This is a genomic window from Pseudomonas sp. NPDC087804, assembly GCF_044742965.1.
GTDB classification, from domain to species: Bacteria; Pseudomonadota; Gammaproteobacteria; order Pseudomonadales; family Pseudomonadaceae; genus Aquipseudomonas; species Aquipseudomonas rustica.
This window is the reverse complement of record NZ_JBIUVN010000001.1, coordinates 1,399,637-1,420,368: the sequence shown is the minus strand read 5'-3', so window position 1 is coordinate 1,420,368 and position 20,732 is coordinate 1,399,637. Positions and strand designations below refer to the sequence as shown.

Genomic DNA, 20,732 nt, shown 5'->3' with positions numbered 1-20,732 from the left:
GAAGCTCCGACTTTCGGGAACCTCCGCCATGCGTCATTCACCATGGACTCACTGATCACCGCCGCCAGCCGTGCGCTTGCGGCGGGGAATCCGTTGGCGGCACTGAATTTCGTCGCCCTGCGCGAGGATCCGCCGGCGCTGGCGTTGCGCGGTATCGCCATGGCGCAGTTGGGTGATCTGCCGCGTGCCAAGGCGTTGTTGCAGCGAGCGGTGAAGGCGTTTGGCCGCAATGAGCCACTGTCGCGGGCGCGGTGTCTTGTTGCCGAGGCCGAAGTGGCGCTGGCGGCGCGCGATCTGGGCTGGCCGGTGGAGGCGCTGGAGGCGGCGCGTCGGTTGCTGGAGGATCACGGCGACCGGCTCAACGCGGCGCACGCGCGTTACTTGCAGATTCGTCGATTGTTGTTGATCGGTGAGCTGGATGACGCTGAACAGTTGCTCGCTGAACAGGATCCTGCACCACTTCCGCCAGCCTTGCGTGCCGCCCATGAACTGGTGGCGGCGGGCATCGCCTTGCGCAGGGTTCAGGCGCACAGGGCGCAGGCGGCACTGGTTCGCGCGCAACACGCGGCGCGGGAGGCTGGCATTGAGGCGTTGAGCGTTGAAGTCGAGCACGCCGCGCAAATCCTTGAGGCGCCGGTTGCCAGATTGATCATCAGCGGAAAAGAGCAGCCGCTGAAACTCGCAGAAGTAGAAACCCTGTTCGCTTCAAAAGCGCTGGTCATCGATGCCTGCCGCTACAGCGTGCGCGGCGCCGGCATGACGGTTGGGCTGGCCAGCCGACCGATTTTATTCAGTCTCGCCAGACTGCTGGCCGAAGCCTGGCCGGGCGATGTCTCGCGAGAGGCGCTGATTGCCAAGGCTTTCCGTTTGCAACTCAGCGACGAATCGCACCGGGCGCGGCTACGCGTTGAAATCGGCCGCTTGCGCTCAGCGCTGCAACCGCTGGCGAACATCCGCGCCACGCCTCGCGGGTTTACGTTGGTGGCCGAAGAGGTGGCGCTGCTGACGTTACCGGTCGAGGACAAACATGCGGCGCTGCTGGCCTTGCTCGCGGATGGCGAAGCGTGGTCGAGCTCAGCACTGGCACTCGCATTGGGCAGCAGTCAACGCCAAGTGCAACGGGCCTTGGATACATTGGCCTCTGAAAACAAAATCCAGTCCTTCGGTCTGGGCCGATCACGACGCTGGATGACGCCGCCGATCCCGGGTTTCGCGACGATCTTGTTACTCCCGGTGTCGCTGGGCAATGGCTAGGCTGGTCTCAACCAACACGAGGAAGCCCCCATGAAACACGCAAACGCAGAAATCCTTCGCGAGTACGGCCCGTTCGAAGGGATCGACGGCATTCACGGCGTGACCTTCGACGGTCAGCAAGTCTGGTTTGCCAGCGATGGTCAACTCAATGCGCTGGATCCGGCCAGCGGCGAAACCGTGCGCACGCTCAAGGTCGGCGCTGATGGCGGCACCGCGTTCGATGGCAAACATCTGTTCCAGATTGCCGACCGCCACATCCACAAAATCGACCCGGCCACGGGGCGCATCCTCAACACCATCGCCGCACCCGGTGGTGGCAACGATTCCGGCATGGCCTGGGCTGAGGGTTCGTTATGGGTTGGTCAGTATCGCGACCGTAAAATCCATCAGATCAACCCGGAAACCGGCGAGATTTTGCGCACGCTGGAGTCGAACCGCTTTGTCACTGGCGTGACGTGGGTTGATGGCGCGCTGTGGCATGGCACGTGGGAAGGCGAGGAGAGCGAACTGCGGCGGATCGATCCGGGTAACGGTGAGGTACTGGAAAGCCTGACGATGCCCGACGGGACTGGCGTGTCGGGGCTGGAGGCGGATGGCAAGGATCGGTTCTATTGTGGCGGTGGTAATAGCGGGCGGGTGCGGGCGGTGCGTCGGCCCAAGTGATGAGGTGACACTGCTGGCCTCTTCGCGAGCAGGCTCGCTCCCACTTCGGCCTGTGTACGCCGATCTACTGTGGGAGCGAGCCTGCTCGCGAAAGGGCCATTTGCTTTAAATCAAAAATCAAGGCGCACCAAACAGCATCGTCCAGTAAACCCCTTCATCACTACGCGCCTCGCTGGCAAAACCCGCCCCCACTTGGGTAAACATCGGGTTCATCAAATTGGCGCAATGCCCCGGACTGGCCAGCCACCCGGCCATCGCCTTGCCCGGCGAACTCTGCCCGGCGGCAATGTTTTCGCCTATCTGCCGCCCCCGATAACCCGCCGCTCTGGCGCGATCCGCCGGCAAATCACCGTCCGGATCACGATGCGCAAAATAATTGCCATAAGCCATGGCCTTACTGTGCCCTTGTGCGGCCGCGCCCAGCGCAGCGTTCCAACTCAGCGGTCGGGCGGCAGCGAAGCGTTGGCGCCCGCACATCCGTGGCCGGGCGCGGGCGGCATTGACCTCGGCCAGCAGCGCTTTGCCGACGCTGCGGTTATCGCCGACACGGTTGTCGAGCACCGGCCGCGCCAGCACCACTTGCCATTCACTGCGCGAACGGCTGATGCCGATGTCGGCGTACTGACTGTCGAGCAATGCGCCGCAGTAGTGGTCTTGTAGCTGGTCGAAGGCTTCGTCGGCATCCTCTGCACCGACGATGCGGATGCTGCGCACGGTCACCGCCGCATATCCGGACGATTTCAGCGCCTCGCGCATGCCGCCGCCGGAGCCATAGCCGATGGGCAGCGCGAGATTTTCTTTCAACGCCAGCGGAGCCAGGCGCTGCGCGGGGCGACGGTCGCAGCGTTGCGGGTGGGCGCGGTAGTCGTTGATGGCAGCGACCAGTTGGCGTTCGGCGCCGGCGTGGGCAGATTGAGCAAACAAAGGCGAAAGCAGCAGGCACAGCGAAACCAGACGAAGTGGGCGGGCGGTGTGGCGCATGGAGTGGACGGCTCAGGAGAGGAAAAAGCGGCGCGTGTAGGACTGGGGTTTTTGGACTTGGTTCAGGGTGGCAGGTGTGGTTTTTTTCTGGGGTATTGATGTGATTTGGCCGGCCCCTTCGCGAGCAAGCTCTGCTCCTACGGCATTGTGTGGAGCTCAAGCCCTTGTAGGAGCAAAGCTTGCTCGCGAAGAGGCCAGACCCGCCAACACAAAACTCAGCGATTCAACACATCGCCCATCCACCGCAAATACTCCCCCCGCTCGGAAATCGAGTTATGCCCCGAATCCGGCACCACCTTAAGCACCGCCACCCCCTCGGGAAAATTCCTCAATAGCCGCTCGGTACTGTCCCGCGCAATCACCTCGTCATCACTCGCCGCCAGCAACAACGTCGGTACGCGAATGTGCGCCGCGTATTTGCCTGATTCATAACGATCCTTGAGCAACCACTTCACCGGCACCCACGGATATTGCTTCACGGCGACTTCTTCGAGGCTGTTGTACGGCGTCACCAGAATCAAATTCTGCACCGGCCGTTGACTGGCCAGACGCACCGCAACGCCCGAACCCAGACTGCGCCCGATCACCGCCACCTGCGGATGACTGGCGTACACCTGATCAAACAGCGCCAGCGCATCCTCGGCAATTGCCTCCTCGGAAGGCTTGCCGCCGCTGCCGCCAAACCCTCGATAGTGCAGAAAGTACAGCGCGTAATCCGGGAACGCCGCGGCGAACTCCGGCAGATTGTGCGAGACATCCTCGGCATTGCCGCCGAAATAGATCAGCGCCCGTTGCCCGACACGCTCGCGGGTGGTCACCCAGACGTCGGCATCCGGCATCGATAATTTCAGCCGTGACTCCGCCGACTCCACCGTGCCGGCCCGCGGAAAATAGATCAGCGAGCGCTGAAAAACGAACAGCGCCGCGCACAGCACCAGGTACACAGCGACGATCAATGCGACGAGTAACATCAGGGTTCGGGACATTCGGCTACTTTTAACGGGGTAAGGAAGTCAGCAGTCGCAGTGTAGTCCAGCGATTTCGCCAGACAGTCTGGGCACACAACATGCAACAGATTCACGCAGCAGGGGAACCAGCATGAGCCACACTGAGGGTTACTCCCGTCGCCGATTGCTCACGCTGGCTGCCGGGGTTTCGGCAGTCTTCACTTTTGATCGGGCGTTGGCCACTGCCGCGCCACCCGCGACTATCCGAGGCCAAGCCATGCAGACCCGCGCCATCCCCTCCAGCTCCGAGTCATTGCCCCTGGTCGGTCTGGGCACGTATCGCGGATTCGACGTCGCGCCGGGCGACCCGGCTTATCGGCAACTGCCGGCGGTGCTCGATGAGCTGTTCACCAAGGGTGGCACGGTGATCGACAGCTCACCCATGTATGGCCGCGCCGAGCAGACCACCGGCGAATTGCTGTCGATCCATGAACCCCGCTCGCCGGCGTTTCTGGCGACCAAGGTGTGGATACGCGGGCGCGAGGAAGGCATCGCACAGATGGAGCAGTCGTTCAGCCTGCTGCGCACCGAGCGCATCGACCTGATGCAGATCCACAACCTGCTCGACTGGCAAACCCACCTGCCGACCCTGCGCGAATGGAAAGAGCAGGGGCGCATCCGCTACATCGGCATCACCCATTACACGTCCTCGGCTTACGATGAAGTCGAAGCTGTGCTGAGGAATGAGCAACTGGATTTTCTGCAAATCAACTACGCCCTCGATGATCGAGGTGTGGAGAAACGTATCCTGCCGCTGTGCCGTGAGCGCGGGGTGGCGGTGATCTGCAATCGGCCGTTTGGTGGCGGTGCTTTGCTGGGCCGGCTCAAGGGCAAACCTTTGCCGGCGTGGGTGTCGGACGTCCAGGTCAACAGCTGGCCGCAACTGGCGCTGAAGTTTCTGCTGGCGCATCCGGCGGTGACCTGTGTGATTCCGGGGACGAGCAATCCGCGTTATATGGCCGACAACGTCAGGGCCGGATTCGGGCCGATGCTCACCGACGCGCAGCGGCATCAGTTGATTGCGTTGGTGGGTTAGTCCGTGGCGATATCCAGCTTGCGACGAATCTTGCAGGAGCCGAGCTTGCTCGCGAAAGCGGTGTATCAGTCAGCGAAAATATCGACTGATATGGCCTCTTCGCGAGCAAGCTCTGCTCCTGCATAAAGCAGGTTGGCGGTTGGGGTCAGGGGCGATAGCGCAACGCCTCCAGCAACAACGCAAATGCCGGTGCCGCCTGACGCCGGCTCGGGTAGTAGAGGTGATACCCGGCGAATGTCGGGCACCAATCCTCAAGCACTTGCTGCAAGCGACCATCGGCCAGATACGGCTCGACAATGTTCTCCGGGATGTAGCTCAAACCGAAACCATCCAGCGCCGCATCAAGTAACGGGTAGACGCCGTTCAACGTGATCTGCCCGGATACTCGCACCTTCAGGCTTTCGCCATCCTTCTCGAACTCCCAGCTATACAGCCCGCCGTTGGTGGGCAGGCGCAAGTTGTTGCAGGCGTGGTCGGTCAGGTCGCGCGGGGTTTGCGGGGCGGGGCAGCGGGCGAAATACGCGGGCGAGCCGACCACCGCCATGCGCATGTCCGGGCCGATGCGCGTGGCGATCATGCCTTGCGCAACGTCTTCGCCCAAACGAATGCCGGCGTCGAAGCCCTGGCCGGCGATGTCGACGAAACCATAATCACAGCTGACTTCGACGGCGATGTCGGGGTATTTGGGCAGGAATTCCTTGAGTACCGGGCGCAGCAGCCAGTCCAGCGAATGGTCAGTGGCGTTGATGCGGATTTTGCCCGCCGGGGTTTCGCGCAGGTTGCTCAGGGCTGCCAGTTCCACTTCGATCTCTTCGAAGCGCGGGCCGATGGTTTGCAGCAGGTGCTCGCCGGCCTCGGTGGGCGAGACGCTGCGTGTGGTGCGCGTCAACAGGCGCAGGCCAAGGCGCGCCTCGAGGGCGCGAATGGTGTGGCTCAGCGCCGATTGCGAGACACCGAGCTTGGCGGCAGCTTTGGTGAAGCTGCGTTCGCGGGCCACGGCAAGAAAGGCGAGCAGGTCGGTGGCGTTTTCCCGAAGCATTGATGAGTGTCCTGCATAAGTTTTTTCAAATTCTAGTCGATTATCTGAAGAGTGCGGGTCGGTAAAGTGATGGCATTGATTCTCTGGAGGAACTTGCCATGAACCCGATTGCTGCTTCTGCTCTGACCCTGTCCCTGTTGGCAGGTGAAGTGCAGGCCAATGAAAATCCTCGCGTGAGCGTTACGCCCAACGGCTCGCAACCTTCGGCCCGTGGCCCGGCGGATTGGTTCACCGGCACTGTGCGGGTTGATGCACCGTTCAAGGGGTCTGATGAAGCGCGGGTCAGTGGCGCGACGGTGACATTCGAGCCGGGCGCGCGCACGGCGTGGCACACCCATCCACTGGGACAGACATTGATCGTCACCGCTGGGGTGGGTTTCGTGCAGGAATGGGGGCAACCGGTACGCGAGATTCGCCCGGGGGATACTGTATGGATTGCGCCGGGTGCCAAACATTGGCACGGAGCGGCGCCAACCACGGCGATGACGCATATCGCAATTGCTGAAGTGCTTGATGGCAAGGTGGTGGAGTGGATGGAACAGGTGAGCGCCGAGCAATACCCGCAGATCGACTAAAAACTCTCCCTGTAGGAGCTGCCGAAGGCTGCGATCTTTTGATCTCAAAAACAAGATCAAAAGATCGCAGCCTTCGGCAGCTCCTACAGGGATTTTGTTTAGATCATCTCGGGGAGTGAAGAGAGGATTTTATCCAGCGTAATCGGATACTCCCGCACCCGCGCGCCCGTGGCGTTATAGATCGCATTCGCCACCGCCGCACTCACCCCGCAAATGCCCAACTCACCGACACCTTTCGCCTTCATCGGCGAAGAAATCGGATCGGTTTCATCAAGAAAAATCACCTCCTGATGGGGAATGTCGGCATGCACCGGCACTTCATATCCCGCCAGATCATGGTTGACGAAAAACCCGAGCTTCTTGTCGATCGACAGTTCTTCCATCAACGCCGCACCGACGCCCATGGTCATCGCGCCGATCACCTGACTGCGCGCCGCTTTCGGGTTAAGAATCCGTCCCGCCGCACACACCGCGAGCATGCGCCGCACGCGGATTTCGCCAGTCGCCGCGTCCACAGCCACCTCAACGAAATGCGCACCAAACGTCGACTGCTGATATTGCTTGGCAAGGTCGGCAAATTCGATGCTGTCCTCGGCCACTAACACGCCGTTTTGCGCAGCATTACGCAGCGGCACTCGCTTGTCGCCGACGCGCACTTCACCGTCGACAAACTCAGCCTGATCCGCCGCCAACCCGAGCTTGCCCGCCACGGCCTCGCGCAGTTTCATGCACGCGGCATACACCCCGGCGGTCGAGCAATTGGCGCCGAATTGGCCGCCAGAACCCGACGAAACCGGGAAGCTCGAATCGCCCAGGTGCACTGTCACGTCCTTCAAACCCACGCCCATCATCTCGGCCGCGGTCTGCGCGATGATCGTGTAGCTGCCGGTGCCGATGTCGGTCATGTCGGTTTCCACGGTGACTTTGCCGTCGCGCTCCAGCTTCACCCGCGCGCCCGATTTGACCAGCAGGTTGTTACGGATCGCTGCCGCCACGCCCATGCCGATCAGCCAGCGACCTTCGCGGCGGGTGCCCGGCTGAGCATTGCGTTGGCTCCAGCCGAACTTGTCGGCGCCGGTTTGCAGGCATTCGATCAAGCGGCGCTGGGAAAACGGCCGCTCGGTTTTCACCGGATCGACCTGAGTGTCGTTGAGGATGCGGAACTGGATCGGATCAAGTTTCAGCTGCTCGGCCATTTCGTCCATGGCGATTTCCAGCACCATCAGTCCGGGCGTTTCGCCGGGCGCGCGCATGGAATTGCCTTCGGGCAGATCAAGCGGCGCGAGGCGCATCGTGACCAGACGATTTTCAGCGGCGTAGAGCAATTGACTCGGCTGCGCCGCGACCTCGACTTTGCCGTCCTCCAGGTTGCCCGACGAGCCTTCGTGGGCGATTGCCGTGAGTTTGCCGTCCGCCGTCGCACCCATGCGAATGCGCTGAATGGTGGCGGGGCGGTGGGTGGTATTGTTGGCCATTTGCGGGCGGGCGAGGGCGACTTTCACCGGTCTGCCGGCCATTCGTGCGCCGAGTGCAGCGAGGATGGAGTCGGCGCGGATGAACAGTTTGCCGCCGAATCCGCCGCCAATGTACGGCGAAATCAGGCGGACTTTTTCCTTCGGCAAACCGAGGGTGGTGGCGATATCGTCGACGCTCCAGGCGATCATCTGATTGGACGTCCACAGCGTCAGCTCATCGCCTTTCCACGCGGCCAATGTGGCGTGCGGCTCCATCATCGCGTGTGACTGATCCGGCGTCGTGTAGGTCTGATCGAACTGCACCGGCGCGGCTTCGAACGCCTTGGCGAAATCACCGTGGCTGACGTCGGGCAGTTCTTCTTTCGGCTCGACGCCTTTGTCGCGCACGCTGGCCAGATCGAACTCACCAGTGGCCGCTACATAATCAACCTTGACCATTTGCGCGGCGGCGCGCGCCTGTTCGAAAGTCTCGGCAACGACCAAGGCGACAGCCTGGTGATAGTGCTGAATCTCCGGCCCGGCAAGCAGGTGCGCGGCGTTGTATTTGCCCTTGCCGAGCTTGCCCGCGTTGGCGGCAGTGACGATCGCCAGCACGCCCGGCGCGGCTTTCGCGTCGTCGAGGTCGATGTTTTTGATCCGGCCTTTGGCAATGGCTGAGCCGACCATGAAGCCGTAAGCCTGATTGGCCACTGCCTCGTGTTGCTCGTAGGCGTATGGCGCCTGACCGCTGGTTTTCAACGGGCCTTCGATGCGGTCGGTGGGTTTGCCGATGACCTTTAACTGGTCGATCGGGTTGGTGGTGGCGGGCGTGTCGAATTTCATGCTTGTTCCCTCGCTTGCGCCAACACCGAACCGAGCGTGCGCTCGACCAGGGTCAGTTTGAATTGGTTGTCGTGGGTCGGCGTCGCGCCATCGAGCAGGCGTGCGCTGACGGCTTTTGCGCCGTCGGGCAGCAGCGCTTCCGCGGCTTCGACACGCCACGGTTTCGGCGCGATCCCGCCGACAGCGATGCGGCCGCTGCCGTCCTTTTGCAGAATCAGGCCGACCGAGACCAGCGCAAATGCGTACGACGAGCGATCACGCACCTTGTGATAAATGTGCGTGCCGCCGACAGGCGCGGGCAGGGTCACGGCGGTGATGAATTCGCCGGGCGCGAGGCTGGTTTCGATGTTCGGCGTGTTGCCGGGCAACTGATGAAAATCGGCCATGGCGATGCTGCGGGTGCTGCCGTCGGGCTTCACCGTTTCGATCTGTGCATCGAGGGCGCGCATGGCGATGGCCATATCGCTCGGGTGCGTGGCGATGCAAGCGTCGCTGACGCCGATGATCCCCAGTTGCCGACTGACCCCGCCAATTGCCGCGCAACCACTGCCGGGTTGGCGTTTGTTGCAGGCCTGATTGGTGTCGTAGAAGTACGGGCAGCGTGTGCGTTGCAGCAAGTTGCCGGCGGTGGTTGCCATGTTGCGCAACTGGCCGGACGCGCCGGCGAGCAAGGCGCGGGAGAGTAATCCGTAATCCTTGCGCACGCGGTTGTCGGCAGCCAGATCGGTGTTGCGCACCAGCGCACCGATGCGCAAACCACCCTCGGGCGTGGCTTCGATCTGATCCAGGCCCAAGTGATTGACGTCGATCAGGTGCAGCGGGGTTTCGATGTCGAGCTTCATCAAGTCCAGCAGATTGGTGCCGCCGGCAATGAACTTGGCGCCTTCAATCTGCGCCGCTTGCGCAGCGGCAGCGGGGGAGTCGGCGCGGCTGTAATTGAACGGTCTCATACCGACACCTCCGCGACTTCAGTCATGGCTTCGATGATGTTTGAGTAAGCACCGCAGCGGCAGATGTTGCCGCTCATGCGCTCCTGAAATTCACTGGCGATCAGTTGCGGGGAATCCGTCAGGCTGGGGCTGACATGGCTGGGAATGCCATCGCGAATTTCTTTGATCACCGACACTGCCGAACAGATTTGCCCGGGCGTGCAATAGCCGCACTGATAACCGTCGTGCTTGATGAACGCGGCTTGCATCGGGTGTAACTGGTCGGGCATGCCAAGGCCTTCGATGGTGGTGATTTCACTGCCTTCGTGCATCACCGCCAAGGTCAGGCAAGAGTTGATTCGCCGACCATCGGCAATCACCGTGCAGGCGCCGCACTGGCCGTGGTCGCAGCCTTTTTTGCTGCCGGTCAGGTGCAGGTGTTCGCGCAGGGCGTCGAGCAGGGTGGTGCGGTTGTCGACCTCCAGCGCCTGGTGTTTGCCGTTGACTTGAATCGTCACTTTGCTCATGGCGGGTTGCTCCAGGTTGGCCGCATAGGCCTTGAGGCTGATAAACGGGGGCATCGCGAAGGCTGTCGCGGTCACGGCGCCGAGGATTAAAAATCTGCGTCGGGAAATCGTCATGGTTCGATTCCTTGTCTCTCTCAATCAGGGCAGCGGGGTTGCGAATGGCCCAAACGGGCAGCCAGCGTGATCGCCGGTCTCGTTAAGGAGTGACCGCGGGGGGGAGGGAAAGGTTTTGTTGGATTTGCGCCAGACTGTTATGTGCGGTGTTAGGCAATCTTTTGGCGGGTTTGGATTTTGCGGTCACGGGGCTGGCCTCTTCGCGAGCAAGCTCGGCTCCTGCAAGGAAAGCGGCGATGCAATGCGCTTTGTAGGAGCAAAGCTTGCTCGCGAAGGGCGCTACGCCGATCCGAAAGGCCGACAAACGGTCGATAGTGGCCACTGAATCAACACGGTTTTGTCCGGTCGTATCTGCGGCTGCGCGCACCGTGTCCTGAAGGCAAGGGCAGCGTGGCCGATTCCGTCGTCAAGACCTTGGTTTTAGGGAAGTGTTGAATGAAGCGCGCTACAACGATATTGCTGACCGTGACCGCCGCCGTTTTGCTCGGTGGTTGTGTGGCGGATTTTGATGATGACCATCGCCATGGCCGGCACTACGACCGCGATCATGGCCGTGATTACGACCATGACCGGCGCTGGGACGATCGCGATGATCACCGCGACGGCCGTCGCTACTACCGTGATCGCGACGATGATTGATTAAATGAAAAGGGCGTCCCATGGGACGCCCTTGTTGTTAAAAGTGAGCGCTCGCCTGGACGCGGGATCGCGTAGGCACGGAGGCCTCGATGTCCAGCAAATGGGTGGCGAGAATGTCGCTCAGAAAGCGGAACTGATCATTGATGCCGACCACTTCATTACTGAAGTGATTGATCGCGGCGGGCATCAGCAGATCTTCGAAAGCTTCGTTGAACACCAGCGCCTGCGTCTTGTGCGACACGTAGTGCTGGTCGTAGTAGTTGCTGCCGAACACCGGGAAACTCACGGAGAGTGTGATGGTGTGAATCATGATGTGAACTCCTCGTTGCGTCTCGGATGTGGCAATCGTGCCTTTGATGGGCGGTGGGCGGAAGGCAATCGTGGCGATGGTGGATATCGATGGCAGTGATGGTTGCGGTTTTTTGTTGCTGCTGATGGCCTCTTCGCGAGCAGGCTCGCTCCCACAGGGGATTGCATTCCAAATGTGGGAGCGAGCCTGCTCGCGAAGAGGCCGGTGCAGCCACAACCAGACCAACGGCCATCCCCCGCACCTATACTCAAATCTGCCTCTTCCTGTTCAAAGGACTCCACCACCGTGAACCTGCGTGCGCTGCTCGTCGCCGCACTGTTTCTGCTGGCCGGCTGCGCCACGTCGGCCCGCGCCCCGGTGTCAGCGCCTAAAGCCGTGTTCGTCCCGCCTGCAACCTGGCAGCAGATCGACCGCGAGATCGTCAGCGCCTCCCAGCAGGCCACCGAGCAGGTCAAGCTGTTTGCCCGCGGTTCGATGGAACATTGGCGCATTCGCGTCTATGAGCAAACTGAAGAAAATTTCATCCCGTGGTTCAGCAGCTACTGGACGCAGGAATGGCTGTCGATGAAGGTCAGTTGGTACACCGTCAGTGCCGGTGGCGAACAGGACGCTTCCGCCAAGCGTCTGGCGGCGTATCTGCTTGAGCAGTATCAGAAAAAAGTACTGGCGCCGGTGGCGGTGGAGGTCGACCCGGACGCGATTCTCGGTCAGGCCACGGCGTTCTATGCGCAGTTGATGGCCCAGCAGATGCCGCTCATCGCCCAGCGTCATGGCGTGCCGGTTGCTCAGCTCAATGGGCGATTGCAGAGGATTCCGGCGATCGCGCTCGGCCCTCCGCGAGCGCGCGATGCTTCGTTGTATCAAGTCATCAGCAGCGAACCGCTGAACACGCTGCCGGCGTATGCCGCGCTCATCGACAAGATCCACACCGACGGCGGCGCCAAGGGGATTGCCTCGACGGACGCCGGCATGGCGCCGGTGGCCAAACGCGCGAGCCAGCGCATGGAAGCGGAGATGGCGCCGCGCGGAGCTGCCAGCGCCGTGGCAGCCGCCGCCGGTAAATTGGCCGGTGGGCTGATTTCGGTGGGTGTCGCGGGGATCCGCGCGATCATTCAGGCCAACGATCGCCCCGACAGCGAAGCGTTGATCCGCAACAGTCTCGGCAGCACCTTTGATAAGGCCTGGCTGAAAATGGTGCAGAACCCGACGACCGGCGTCATGGCCGGCACGCTGCACATGGCCGGTCAGGTCGAACGCAATCTGGGGGCGCGGGAGGAACCGTCGGTCGGCTTGGGCGTGAACCGTGTCGAATGGCAGCCGCCGGATTCGACTACTCAGCAGCTCGAACCCAACGTACAAGGAGAATGATCATGGCTTACATCGATATTTTCGTGGCGCCTGTGCCGACTGCCAATCGTGAACAGTACAAACAACACTGCGTGATCGCGGCAAAACTGTTCAAGGAATACGGCGCGCTCAGCGTGGCTGAATGCTGGGGCGATGACGTGCCGGACGGCAAGCTCACGTCGTTTCCTATGGCGGTGAAACTCAAAGAAGGCGAAACCGTGGTGTCTGGCTGGCTGATCTGGCCGGACAAAGCCACCCGCGATGCCGGCATGGCAAAAATGATGGAAGACCCGCGCATGCAACCCGACGTCAACCCGATGCCGTTTGATGGGCAGCGCATGATCTACGGCGGCTTCCAATACCTCCTCGAACCGTAACCCCACACCATCCCCTGTAGGAGCTGCGGCACGCTACGATCTTTTGATTTTGATTTTAAAAACAAGATCAAAAGATCGCAGCGTGCCGCAGCTCCTACAGGGATATCGTCACTCGGGTGAGGGGGTGATTCGGCAGCTTTTGCGCTGGCGAATTTCTTCGTCGCTTGGCCGTTCGCGGACAAATTCGAAGCGCGGTTCACCCTCGCTGTAATGCACCAGCCAGCCCCATTCCAGTTCATTTTCGTCCTGCCCAGGATTCGGCGGTCGGGCCCACCATGGCTCTTTGCTGAGGATCTCGCGCATGGCGGCCTCCGGTTGATGGCAATCCTTGAACTATAGCTGCCTGTCGCGAGTCGTCAGTTCAGGCTGTGTAGAATCCGGCGGATTACGATGAACAGGGGAGCAGGGCCATGACCGATGAAGCGAAGCGACTGTTTTTCGCCCTCGATTGCCCGCCGGTGCAGCGCAAGGCGATTGCTCAGTGGCGCGGCGAGTTGGGTTTGCGCACCGGCAAACCGGTGCCGGCGGAGAATTTTCATCTGACGTTGTTGTTTCTCGGAGCGGTGCCGTTGGTGCAGATCAATCAAGTTTGCCAAGCCGCCAGCAAAGTGCGCACGCCCGGGGAGGCGTTGAGGATTTCACTGGATCGCTTGCAGGTCTGGCATCGTCCGGGCGTGTTGTCGCTGGCGCCTGAGCAGGCACCGCAGGCGTTATTGCGCTTGGTCTATGCGTTGGAACAGGCGATGTTGCCTTTCGGTTTTGAAGAGACGCCCCGCGAGTTTCGCCCGCACCTTACGTTGGCCCGTGATTACCGCGCGCCGGAGCCGGAATCCGCTATGCCACCGGAGTTCTTTTTGCGAGCTGAACGCTTTGCCTTGTTTGAATCGCACAAGGGCCGTTATCGCATGCTGCAAGACTGGCCGCTGATTTGAGAGGACAAAAAAAGGCGCCCGAAGGCGCCTGAGAATTCACCTGAGCCGAGGGAGCCAGGTGAGGCCGTTCATAGAGAGGTTGCAGCGGTGGTAAGGCGCTGCGCGAACGGGAAATTTTTACACTGATCGTTCCTACGCTCTGCGTGGGAATGCCTCTTGTGACGCTCCGCGTCACGCTTTGGGACGCAGAGCGTCCCGGGCTGCGTTCCCACGCGGAGCGTGGGAACGATCATCGCGCGTATCAGTTATTTACCGAGTTTCACCCGAGTCCAGCCGCGCGTCATGATGCGCTGCGTGGCAATCGGTTGATCCGGCACGGCGTACAACGTCGCCATTACCGCGTCTGTCGGGTACGAGCCCGGGTCGTTGCGGATCGCTTCATCCACCAGTGGCGTGGCCGCCGCGTTGGCGTTGCTGTAGCCGATGCTGTTGGTGACTTCGGCGATGATGTCCGGGCGCATCAGGAAATTCATGAACAGGTAGGCGTTGTCGACGTTGCTGGCATCGCGCGGGATGGCGACCATGTCGTAGAAGCTGCCGGCGCCTTCCTTGGGAATGCTGTAGTCGATGACCACGTTGTTGCCCGATTCCACCGCGCGGGCCTTGGCCTGCAGCACGTCACCCGAGTAACCGACCGCCACGCAAATGTTGCCGTTGGCCAGATCGGAGATGTATTTCGAGGAATGGAAATACGCCACATACGGGCGGATTTTCATGAACAACGCTTCGGCTTCAGCGATGTGCGCGGTGTCCTTGTCGTTCACCGGGTAGCCCAGGTAGTGCAGGGCGGCCGGGAGCATTTCGGTCGGCGAATCGAGGAAGCTGATGCCGCAGGCTTTGAGCTTTTCAGCGTTTTCCGGTTTGAACAGCAAGTCCCAGGAGTTGGTCGGGGCGTTGGCGCCGAGCACTTCCTTGACCTTGGCCGGGTTGAAACCGATGCCGATCGAGCCCCACATGTACGGGAACGCATGAGCGTTGTCCGGATCACTGGCGGCGGCGTTTTTCAGCAGCACCGGGTTGAGATTCTTCCAGTTCGGCAGCTTCGATTTGTCCAGCGTCTGATAGACGCCAGCCTTGATCTGCTTGGCCAGGAAACTGTTGGACGGCACGACGATGTCGTAACCGGATTTGCCCGCCAGCAAGCGCGCCTCAAGGGTCTCGTTGCTGTCGAAGACGTCATAGGTCACGCGGATGCCGGTCTCGTCTTCGAATTTCTTGACGGTGTCCGGCGCGATGTAATCGGACCAGTTGTAAACACGCAGCACCTTGTCGTTGGCCTGGGCGCCCATGACGATTGCGCCCATTAAGGACAGTGTCAGCAGAGTCCTGCCAAACATTTTCATCGGTACAACTCCATTCTTTTTATTCACATTACGCAAAGCCCCCTCACCCTAACCCTCTCCCAGAGGGAGAGGGGACTGACCGAGGGGCTGACTACATTTTTGTAGGAGCTGCGGCACGCTGCGATCTGTTGATCTTCAAATGCAAAGTCAAAAGATCGCAGCGTGCCGCAGCTCCTACAGAAGCTATTGGCTGTACATGGAACTATGTGGCGAGGGGATTTATCCCCGCTCGGCTGCGAAGCAGTCGCAAAACCTGAATACAGAGTTTTCAGGTAGACTGCTGGGGCCGCTTCGCAGCCCAACGGGGATAAATCCCCTCGCCACAGTTGTTCATCGGTGTTACTTAGGCGGTCGCCGCTGCCGGCTGCTGCCACGACTCATTCGCGGTCTGATCCATTGCTTCCTGAATCGCACGCTTGCGGTTGGCCTCTGCCTTGCGGCCGAAGTACCAGACGAGGAAGGTCACCAGCGACACCGCCAGCAGAATCAGGCTCGCCACTGCGTTGATCTCAGGTTTCACGCCCAGACGCACGGCCGAGAACACTTCCATCGGCAAGGTCGTCGAACCCGGCCCGGAGACGAAGCTCGCCAACACCAAGTCATCCAGCGACAAAGCGAACGACATCATGCCGCCCGCGGCCAGCGACGGCGCGATCATCGGGATGGTGATCAGGAAAAACACCTTGAACGGCTTCGCACCGAGGTCCATCGCCGCTTCTTCGATCGACAGATCCAGCTCGCGAAGGCGGGCGGAGACTACCACTGCCACATAAGCGGCACAAAACGTGGTGTGGGCGATCCAGATGGTGACGATGCCACGCTCCTGCGGCCAACCGATCAACTGCGCCATTGCCACGAACAGCAGCAACAGCGACAGACCGGTGATCACTTCAGGCATCACCAACGGCGCGGTGACCAGGCCACCGAATAGAGTGCGGCCCTTGAAGCGAGTTACACGGGTCAGCACGAATGCCGCCAATGTGCCCAATGCCACCGCAGCAATCGCGGTGTAGCAGGCGATTTCCAGCGAACGCACCACCGAGCCCATCAGTTGCGTGTTGTCGAGCAGGCCGACATACCACTTGATCGACCAGCCACCCCACACCGTCACCAGTTTCGAGGCGTTGAACGAGTAGATCACCAGAATCAGCATCGGCAGATAAATGAACATCAGGCCGAAGATCAACATGAACTTGGAAAAACCGAAGCGTTTCATCCCCGTGCCTCCATCTCTTTGGCCTGGCTGCGGTTGAACAGCAGAATCGGCACAATCAGGATCAACAGCATCACCACCGCCAGGGCAGACGCCACCGGCCAGTCGCGGTTATTGAAGAACTCTTGCCACAGCACGCGGCCGATCATCAGCGTCTCCGGGCCACCCAGCAGTTCTGGAATCACGAACTCACCGACCACCGGAATAAATACCAGCATGCAACCGGCAATAATCCCGTTCTTGGCCAGCGGCACGGTGATTTTCCAGAAGTTGTTGAAGTTGCTCGAACCCAGATCCGACGCGGCTTCCAGCAGGCTGCCGTCGTGCTTGACGAGGTTGGCGTACAGCGGCAACACCATGAACGGCAGGTAGGCGTAAACCACGCCTATATAGACGGCGGTGTTGGTGTTGAGGATCTCGATCGGGTGATCGGTCAGCCCCGTCCACATCAGAAACGCGTTGAGCAGGCCGTTGTTGCTGAGGATGCCCATCCACGCGTAAACGCGGATCAGGATCGCGGTCCAGGTTGGCATCATGATCAACAGCAGCAGGACGTTTTGCGTTTCCTTGCCGGTCTTGGTGATCGCGTAGGCCATCGGGAAACCGATCAGCAAACACATCATCGTGCTCAGCGCGGCGACTTTCAGCGAACCGAGGTAGGCCGACAGGTACAGCTCGTCTTCGCCGAGCATGGTGTAGTTGCCGATGTTCAGCAGCAGCTGGAATTTCTGTTCGGCGTAGGTGTAGATCTCCGAGTACGGCGGGATCGACAGCGCGGCTTCCGAGAAACTGATCTTCATCACCAGAAAGAACGGCAGCATGAAGAACAGGAACAGCCAGATGAACGGAATACCGATCACCAGTTTTCGTCCGCTGGGCACCAGGCGCAGGAATTGCTGATTGAAGGTTCTCATGAGCGCAGTACCACGCCGCTGTCGTCTTCCCACCAGACGTAAACTTTGTCGTCCCAGGTCGGACGCGCGCCACGGCGTTCGGCGTTGGCCATGAACGACTGGACGATTTTGCCGCCCGGCAGTTCGACGTAGAACACCGAGTGACCGCCGAGGTAAGCGATGTCATGCACTTTGCCTTCGGACCAGTTGTAGCGGAACTCCGGTTTAGTGGTGCTGACCAGCATTTTTTCCGGACGGATCGCGTAGGTGATCGACTTGTCCTGCACCGAGGTGCTGACGCCGTGACCGACGTAGATCTTCTGCTGCAAATCCGGGCTGTGAATGATCGCGTGGCCTTCAAGGTCTTCCACCACGGTGCCGTCGAAGGCGTTCACGTTGCCGATGAATTCGCAGACCATGCGGCTGACCGGTGCTTCATAAATGTCGATCGGGCTGCCGATCTGCGCGATCCAGCCCAGGTGCATGATGGCGATGCGCTCAGCCATGGTCATCGCTTCTTCCTGGTCGTGGGTCACCATCACGCAGGTCACGCCGACGCGCTCGATGATTTGCACCAGCTCCAGTTGCATCTGCGAACGCAGTTTTTTATCCAGCGCACCCATCGGTTCGTCGAGCAGCAACAGCTTCGGACGTTTGGCCAGCGAGCGGGCGAGGGCGACGCGTTGACGCTGACCGCCGGACAACTGATGCGGTTTGCGTTTGGCGTATTGGGTCATGTGCACGAGGCGCAGCATTTCATCGACGCGGGCATCGATTTCACTGGCCGGCAAACGGTCCTGCTTGAGGCCGAAGGCGATGTTCTGCGCGACGGTCATGTGTGGGAACAGCGCATAGGACTGGAACATCATGTTGATCGGCCGCTCGTACGGCGGCATGTCGGTGATGTCCACGCCGTCGAGCAGAATCCGCCCTTCAGTCGGCCGCTCGAAACCGGCAAGCATGCGCAGCAGGGTCGATTTGCCCGAACCGGAGCCGCCGAGCAGGGCGAAGATTTCGCCCTGATGGATCTCCAGGGACACATCGTCCACTGCCGTGGTTTCGTCGAACTTCTTGGTGACACGATCGACTTTCACCAGAACCTTTTTCGGTTGCTGATGACCTTCAAGTGCCTTCCGGTAAGTGCTGGAGGCGTTTGCCATGTGAAACTCCCAACAGGTTTCGTTCGCTCAGCCAACGTGGCCGGGCTTAAGTGGATTGCAAGCCAGGAACAACCATCCCCCTCACACATATCCCTGTAGGAGCTGCCGAAGGCTGCGATCTTTTGATCTTGTTTTTTACAATCAACATCAAAAGATCGCAGCCTTCGGCAGCTCCTGCAGGGGCCACATTTTCAGTGGGTTGTCCTGGCTTGTTCGGCGCCGCCGTCCTGGCTGCCTGGGTCGTACTTGTTGTTATTACAGGTGTTGCTGTTCACGAATGACGGATGTGCGCAGGCACACCCGACATCCGAGGGGGCAGTAAATCGTTACGTATTCTTGGGTTGGATCAGCGCTGGTTTCGCTGCGCCGCCCGTTGCCGGCAAGCCGCGCCGAATGCCTGGAAAATCTTCAGGTAGTTCGGGTTGTCCAGCACCTGCCATTCCGGGTGCCATTGCACGCCGAGGGCAAAGGTCGGGCTGTCGGCGACCGAGATCGCTTCGATCAAACCGTCCGGTGCCACGGCTTCGGCACGCAGGCCGGGCGCGAGGCGGTCGATGCCCTGGCTGTGAATCGAATTGACCTGAAACTCACTCGGCAACTCGAGCGCTTCGAACACGCCACCGCCCAGTACCGTCACGGCATGCGCCGGCGCGTACTGCACGGCGAGTTCCGGGCTGTCGGCCTCGCGGTGATCAAGCATGCCCGGCAGCTCATGCACCTTCTGATGCAGGCTGCCGCCGAACGCCACGTTCATTTCCTGGAAACCACGGCAGATGCCGAGCACCGGAACGCCCGCCGCGATGGCTGCACGTAATAAAGGAAGAGTCGTGGCATCCCGCGCCGGATCGTGATCCGTGCCGGGTGCGCTGGCCGGGCCTTGATAGTGGAAAGGTTCCACGTTCGAGGGCGAGCCGGTCAGCAACAGACCGTCGAGTTGACCGAGCAGGTCATCGATTTCAGTCAGGTTGCCAAGGGAAGGAATGACCACTGGCAACCCGTTGGCGCCAACGCTGACAGCACGTAAGTACTTGTCACCGCTGATGTGATAGGGGTGCAGGCCAATCTGTTTGACGCACGCTGTAACGCCGATCAATGGCTTGAATGCCATTTTTATTCACCTCGAAGTTTGACACTTGAACGAGCTTTTCCGGAGCTTATCCGCGTTTATTTTAATTAACAACTGCCATGTAAAAAATTCTAAACGCCGTTCATCAGATCTTCATGAATCTAGGGGCTTTGGCGCCTGTGTTGGCACGAGAGTGTTAATAAAAGCCCTAAAAATAAACCCTTGGAGGCCAGCTGTTCGCTATTGACTTCACTTTGCCTTTCGGATTGACTGGCTGCGCAACACGGTAGTGAACATAATAATTAACAGCTAAATAGGTGCATCATGTCGGTCCCTCTGCGTACCGTTCAACTCAACGAAGCAAACGCATTCCTTAAGAAATATCCTGAGGTTTTGTACGTCGACCTTCTGATTGCGGATATGAACGGTGTGGTGCGCGGCAAGCGCATCGAACGCACCAGTCTTCATAAGGTTTACGAGAAAGGCATCAACCTGCCGGCCTCGCTTTTCGCCCTCGACATCAATGGCTCCACGGTGGAAAGCACCGGTTTGGGTCTGGACATCGGTGATGCTGACCGCATCTGCTACCCGATCCCCGGCACCCTGAGCATCGAGCCTTGGCAAAAGCGCCCGACCGCACAACTGTTAATGACCATGCACGAACTGGAAGGCCAGCCGTTCTTCGCTGACCCGCGTGAAGTGTTGGCCAACGTCGTGCGCAAGTTCGACGAAATGGGCCTGACCATCTGCGCCGCGTTCGAACTCGAGTTTTATCTGATCGACCAGGACAACGTGAACGGCCGTCCACAATCGCCACGTTCGCCAGTGTCCGGCAAGCGTCCGGTATCGACTCAGGTTTACTTGATCGACGATCTCGACGAATACGTCGACTGCCTGCAAGACATCCTCGAAGGCGCGAAAGAGCAGGGCATTCCGGCGGACGCCATCGTCAAGGAAAGCGCCCCGGCGCAGTTCGAAGTCAACCTGCATCACGTGTCCGACCCGATCAAGGCGTGCGACTACGCCGTCC

21 protein-coding genes and 1 pseudogene are annotated in these 20,732 nt (G+C 60.3%); 9 read left to right on the top strand and 13 right to left on the bottom strand.

All coding sequences use genetic code 11. The features are described from left to right. Positions 1 to 42 precede the first annotated feature (42 nt). Entirely contained in the window at positions 43 to 1,254 is a 1,212-nt protein-coding gene (locus tag ACIOMO_RS06230; RefSeq protein ID WP_401239049.1) for a helix-turn-helix domain-containing protein, read from the top strand. Between the two features lie 30 nt (positions 1,255 to 1,284). Next, on the top strand, positions 1,285 to 1,917 hold the full coding sequence (locus tag ACIOMO_RS06225) for a PQQ-binding-like beta-propeller repeat protein (RefSeq protein ID WP_212545972.1): 633 nt from the start codon (positions 1,285 to 1,287) through the stop codon (positions 1,915 to 1,917). 117 nt (positions 1,918 to 2,034) lie between these two features. Here ACIOMO_RS06225 and ACIOMO_RS06220 read toward each other — a convergent pair whose 3' ends face one another. Both ACIOMO_RS06220 and ACIOMO_RS06215 read right to left on the bottom strand, forming a co-directional pair. Continuing rightward, on the bottom strand, positions 2,035 to 2,898 hold the full coding sequence (locus ACIOMO_RS06220; protein ID WP_401239046.1) for a CAP domain-containing protein: 864 nt from the start codon (positions 2,896 to 2,898) through the stop codon (positions 2,035 to 2,037). Between the two features lie 215 nt (positions 2,899 to 3,113). Further along, positions 3,114 to 3,884, bottom strand: a complete 771-nt coding sequence (locus ACIOMO_RS06215; RefSeq protein ID WP_401239043.1) for an alpha/beta hydrolase — start codon at positions 3,882 to 3,884, stop codon at positions 3,114 to 3,116. Positions 3,885 to 3,996: 112 nt separating this feature from the next. On the opposite strand from ACIOMO_RS06215, the gene ACIOMO_RS06210 reads away from it, so the two are divergent. Beyond that, positions 3,997 to 4,941: an aldo/keto reductase gene (locus ACIOMO_RS06210; RefSeq protein ID WP_401239041.1), complete on the top strand. Its 945-nt coding sequence runs from the start codon at positions 3,997 to 3,999 to the stop codon at positions 4,939 to 4,941. A 145-nt stretch (positions 4,942 to 5,086) separates the two neighbouring features. On the opposite strand, the gene ACIOMO_RS06205 is transcribed toward ACIOMO_RS06210, so the two are convergent. Further along, a complete protein-coding gene (locus ACIOMO_RS06205) occupies positions 5,087 to 5,980 on the bottom strand; it encodes a LysR family transcriptional regulator (RefSeq protein WP_401239039.1) in 894 nt (297 codons plus the stop codon). Between the two features lie 98 nt (positions 5,981 to 6,078). On the opposite strand from ACIOMO_RS06205, the gene ACIOMO_RS06200 reads away from it, so the two are divergent. Then, positions 6,079 to 6,555 (top strand): cupin domain-containing protein, encoded by a 477-nt coding sequence (locus ACIOMO_RS06200; protein WP_212545966.1) that lies wholly within the window; start codon positions 6,079 to 6,081, stop codon positions 6,553 to 6,555. Between the two features lie 98 nt (positions 6,556 to 6,653). Here the strand turns inward: ACIOMO_RS06200 and paoC are convergent, their stop codons facing one another. Genes paoC through paoA form a run of 3 tightly spaced genes read right to left on the bottom strand, consistent with a single transcriptional unit; the run spans position 6,654 to position 10,422 of the window. Beyond that, positions 6,654 to 8,852, bottom strand: a complete 2,199-nt coding sequence (gene paoC / locus ACIOMO_RS06195; RefSeq protein ID WP_401239037.1) for an aldehyde oxidoreductase molybdenum-binding subunit PaoC — start codon at positions 8,850 to 8,852, stop codon at positions 6,654 to 6,656. Next, positions 8,849 to 9,802: an FAD binding domain-containing protein gene (locus ACIOMO_RS06190; protein WP_401239035.1), complete on the bottom strand. Its 954-nt coding sequence runs from the start codon at positions 9,800 to 9,802 to the stop codon at positions 8,849 to 8,851. The genes paoC and ACIOMO_RS06190 overlap by 4 nt, the downstream gene beginning before the upstream one ends. Then, complete coding sequence (gene paoA, locus ACIOMO_RS06185; RefSeq protein ID WP_401239032.1) at positions 9,799 to 10,422, bottom strand: aldehyde dehydrogenase iron-sulfur subunit PaoA; 624 nt, start codon at positions 10,420 to 10,422, stop codon at positions 9,799 to 9,801. The genes ACIOMO_RS06190 and paoA overlap by 4 nt, the downstream gene beginning before the upstream one ends. A gap of 435 nt (positions 10,423 to 10,857) precedes the next feature. On the opposite strand from paoA, the gene ACIOMO_RS06180 reads away from it, so the two are divergent. Then, positions 10,858 to 11,061: a hypothetical protein gene (locus ACIOMO_RS06180; protein ID WP_282358419.1), complete on the top strand. Its 204-nt coding sequence runs from the start codon at positions 10,858 to 10,860 to the stop codon at positions 11,059 to 11,061. A gap of 37 nt (positions 11,062 to 11,098) precedes the next feature. Here the strand turns inward: ACIOMO_RS06180 and ACIOMO_RS06175 are convergent, their stop codons facing one another. Continuing rightward, entirely contained in the window at positions 11,099 to 11,371 is a 273-nt protein-coding gene (locus ACIOMO_RS06175) for a hypothetical protein (RefSeq protein WP_053119320.1), read from the bottom strand. A 285-nt stretch (positions 11,372 to 11,656) separates the two neighbouring features. Here ACIOMO_RS06175 and ACIOMO_RS06170 point away from each other — a divergent pair, with 285 nt between their 5' ends. Both ACIOMO_RS06170 and ACIOMO_RS06165 read left to right on the top strand, forming a co-directional pair. Beyond that, positions 11,657 to 12,739 carry a hypothetical protein gene (locus ACIOMO_RS06170; protein WP_401239030.1) on the top strand — a complete coding sequence of 361 codons (1,083 nt, stop codon included), beginning with the start codon at positions 11,657 to 11,659 and terminating at the stop codon, positions 12,737 to 12,739. A gap of 2 nt (positions 12,740 to 12,741) precedes the next feature. Then, positions 12,742 to 13,095: a DUF1428 domain-containing protein gene (locus ACIOMO_RS06165; RefSeq protein ID WP_053119325.1), complete on the top strand. Its 354-nt coding sequence runs from the start codon at positions 12,742 to 12,744 to the stop codon at positions 13,093 to 13,095. Between the two features lie 108 nt (positions 13,096 to 13,203). Here ACIOMO_RS06165 and ACIOMO_RS06160 read toward each other — a convergent pair whose 3' ends face one another. Beyond that, a complete protein-coding gene (locus tag ACIOMO_RS06160) occupies positions 13,204 to 13,398 on the bottom strand; it encodes a hypothetical protein (protein ID WP_401239026.1) in 195 nt (64 codons plus the stop codon). A 107-nt stretch (positions 13,399 to 13,505) separates the two neighbouring features. On the opposite strand from ACIOMO_RS06160, the gene thpR reads away from it, so the two are divergent. Then, positions 13,506 to 14,027: an RNA 2',3'-cyclic phosphodiesterase gene (gene thpR, locus ACIOMO_RS06155; RefSeq protein ID WP_401239024.1), complete on the top strand. Its 522-nt coding sequence runs from the start codon at positions 13,506 to 13,508 to the stop codon at positions 14,025 to 14,027. A 245-nt stretch (positions 14,028 to 14,272) separates the two neighbouring features. Here thpR and ACIOMO_RS06150 read toward each other — a convergent pair whose 3' ends face one another. The 5 genes from ACIOMO_RS06150 to ACIOMO_RS06130 all read right to left on the bottom strand — a co-directional run bounded on the left by ACIOMO_RS06150 (position 14,273) and on the right by ACIOMO_RS06130 (position 19,744). Beyond that, positions 14,273 to 15,370: a polyamine ABC transporter substrate-binding protein gene (locus ACIOMO_RS06150; RefSeq protein ID WP_159812438.1), complete on the bottom strand. Its 1,098-nt coding sequence runs from the start codon at positions 15,368 to 15,370 to the stop codon at positions 14,273 to 14,275. A gap of 343 nt (positions 15,371 to 15,713) precedes the next feature. Beyond that, entirely contained in the window at positions 15,714 to 16,586 is an 873-nt protein-coding gene (locus tag ACIOMO_RS06145) for an ABC transporter permease subunit (RefSeq protein ID WP_053121094.1), read from the bottom strand. Next, positions 16,583 to 17,464 (bottom strand): ABC transporter permease subunit, encoded by an 882-nt coding sequence (locus tag ACIOMO_RS06140; protein ID WP_163005261.1) that lies wholly within the window; start codon positions 17,462 to 17,464, stop codon positions 16,583 to 16,585. The genes ACIOMO_RS06145 and ACIOMO_RS06140 overlap by 4 nt, the downstream gene beginning before the upstream one ends. A gap of 29 nt (positions 17,465 to 17,493) precedes the next feature. Continuing rightward, positions 17,494 to 18,636, bottom strand: coding sequence for an ABC transporter ATP-binding protein (locus tag ACIOMO_RS06135; protein ID WP_053121089.1), 1,143 nt, complete (start codon positions 18,634 to 18,636; stop codon positions 17,494 to 17,496). 346 nt (positions 18,637 to 18,982) lie between these two features. Then, positions 18,983 to 19,744 carry a gamma-glutamyl-gamma-aminobutyrate hydrolase family protein gene (locus ACIOMO_RS06130; RefSeq protein WP_212549190.1) on the bottom strand — a complete coding sequence of 254 codons (762 nt, stop codon included), beginning with the start codon at positions 19,742 to 19,744 and terminating at the stop codon, positions 18,983 to 18,985. A gap of 282 nt (positions 19,745 to 20,026) precedes the next feature. On the opposite strand from ACIOMO_RS06130, the pseudogene ACIOMO_RS06125 reads away from it, so the two are divergent. After that, positions 20,027 to 20,732: pseudogene (locus tag ACIOMO_RS06125) on the top strand (glutamine synthetase); the annotation flags it as partial.

Excerpts from the sequence above, each read along its gene's own strand:
- ACIOMO_RS06230 (WP_401239049.1), top strand. The coding sequence starts at position 43 with ATGGACTCACTGATCACCGCCGCCAGCCGTGCGCTTGCGGCGGGGAAT.
- ACIOMO_RS06225 (WP_212545972.1), top strand. The coding sequence starts at position 1,285 with ATGAAACACGCAAACGCAGAAATCCTTCGCGAGTACGGCCCGTTCGAA.
- ACIOMO_RS06220 (WP_401239046.1), bottom strand. The coding sequence starts at position 2,898 with ATGCGCCACACCGCCCGCCCACTTCGTCTGGTTTCGCTGTGCCTGCTG.
- ACIOMO_RS06215 (WP_401239043.1), bottom strand. The coding sequence starts at position 3,884 with ATGTCCCGAACCCTGATGTTACTCGTCGCATTGATCGTCGCTGTGTAC.
- ACIOMO_RS06210 (WP_401239041.1), top strand. The coding sequence starts at position 3,997 with ATGAGCCACACTGAGGGTTACTCCCGTCGCCGATTGCTCACGCTGGCT.
- ACIOMO_RS06205 (WP_401239039.1), bottom strand. The coding sequence starts at position 5,980 with ATGCTTCGGGAAAACGCCACCGACCTGCTCGCCTTTCTTGCCGTGGCC.
- ACIOMO_RS06200 (WP_212545966.1), top strand. The coding sequence starts at position 6,079 with ATGAACCCGATTGCTGCTTCTGCTCTGACCCTGTCCCTGTTGGCAGGT.
- paoC (WP_401239037.1), bottom strand. The coding sequence starts at position 8,852 with ATGAAATTCGACACGCCCGCCACCACCAACCCGATCGACCAGTTAAAG.
- ACIOMO_RS06190 (WP_401239035.1), bottom strand. The coding sequence starts at position 9,802 with ATGAGACCGTTCAATTACAGCCGCGCCGACTCCCCCGCTGCCGCTGCG.
- paoA (WP_401239032.1), bottom strand. The coding sequence starts at position 10,422 with ATGACGATTTCCCGACGCAGATTTTTAATCCTCGGCGCCGTGACCGCG.
- ACIOMO_RS06180 (WP_282358419.1), top strand. The coding sequence starts at position 10,858 with ATGAAGCGCGCTACAACGATATTGCTGACCGTGACCGCCGCCGTTTTG.
- ACIOMO_RS06175 (WP_053119320.1), bottom strand. The coding sequence starts at position 11,371 with ATGATTCACACCATCACACTCTCCGTGAGTTTCCCGGTGTTCGGCAGC.
- ACIOMO_RS06165 (WP_053119325.1), top strand. The coding sequence starts at position 12,742 with ATGGCTTACATCGATATTTTCGTGGCGCCTGTGCCGACTGCCAATCGT.
- ACIOMO_RS06160 (WP_401239026.1), bottom strand. The coding sequence starts at position 13,398 with ATGCGCGAGATCCTCAGCAAAGAGCCATGGTGGGCCCGACCGCCGAAT.
- thpR (WP_401239024.1), top strand. The coding sequence starts at position 13,506 with ATGACCGATGAAGCGAAGCGACTGTTTTTCGCCCTCGATTGCCCGCCG.
- ACIOMO_RS06150 (WP_159812438.1), bottom strand. The coding sequence starts at position 15,370 with ATGAAAATGTTTGGCAGGACTCTGCTGACACTGTCCTTAATGGGCGCA.
- ACIOMO_RS06145 (WP_053121094.1), bottom strand. The coding sequence starts at position 16,586 with ATGAAACGCTTCGGTTTTTCCAAGTTCATGTTGATCTTCGGCCTGATG.
- ACIOMO_RS06135 (WP_053121089.1), bottom strand. The coding sequence starts at position 18,636 with ATGGCAAACGCCTCCAGCACTTACCGGAAGGCACTTGAAGGTCATCAG.
- ACIOMO_RS06130 (WP_212549190.1), bottom strand. The coding sequence starts at position 19,744 with ATGGCATTCAAGCCATTGATCGGCGTTACAGCGTGCGTCAAACAGATT.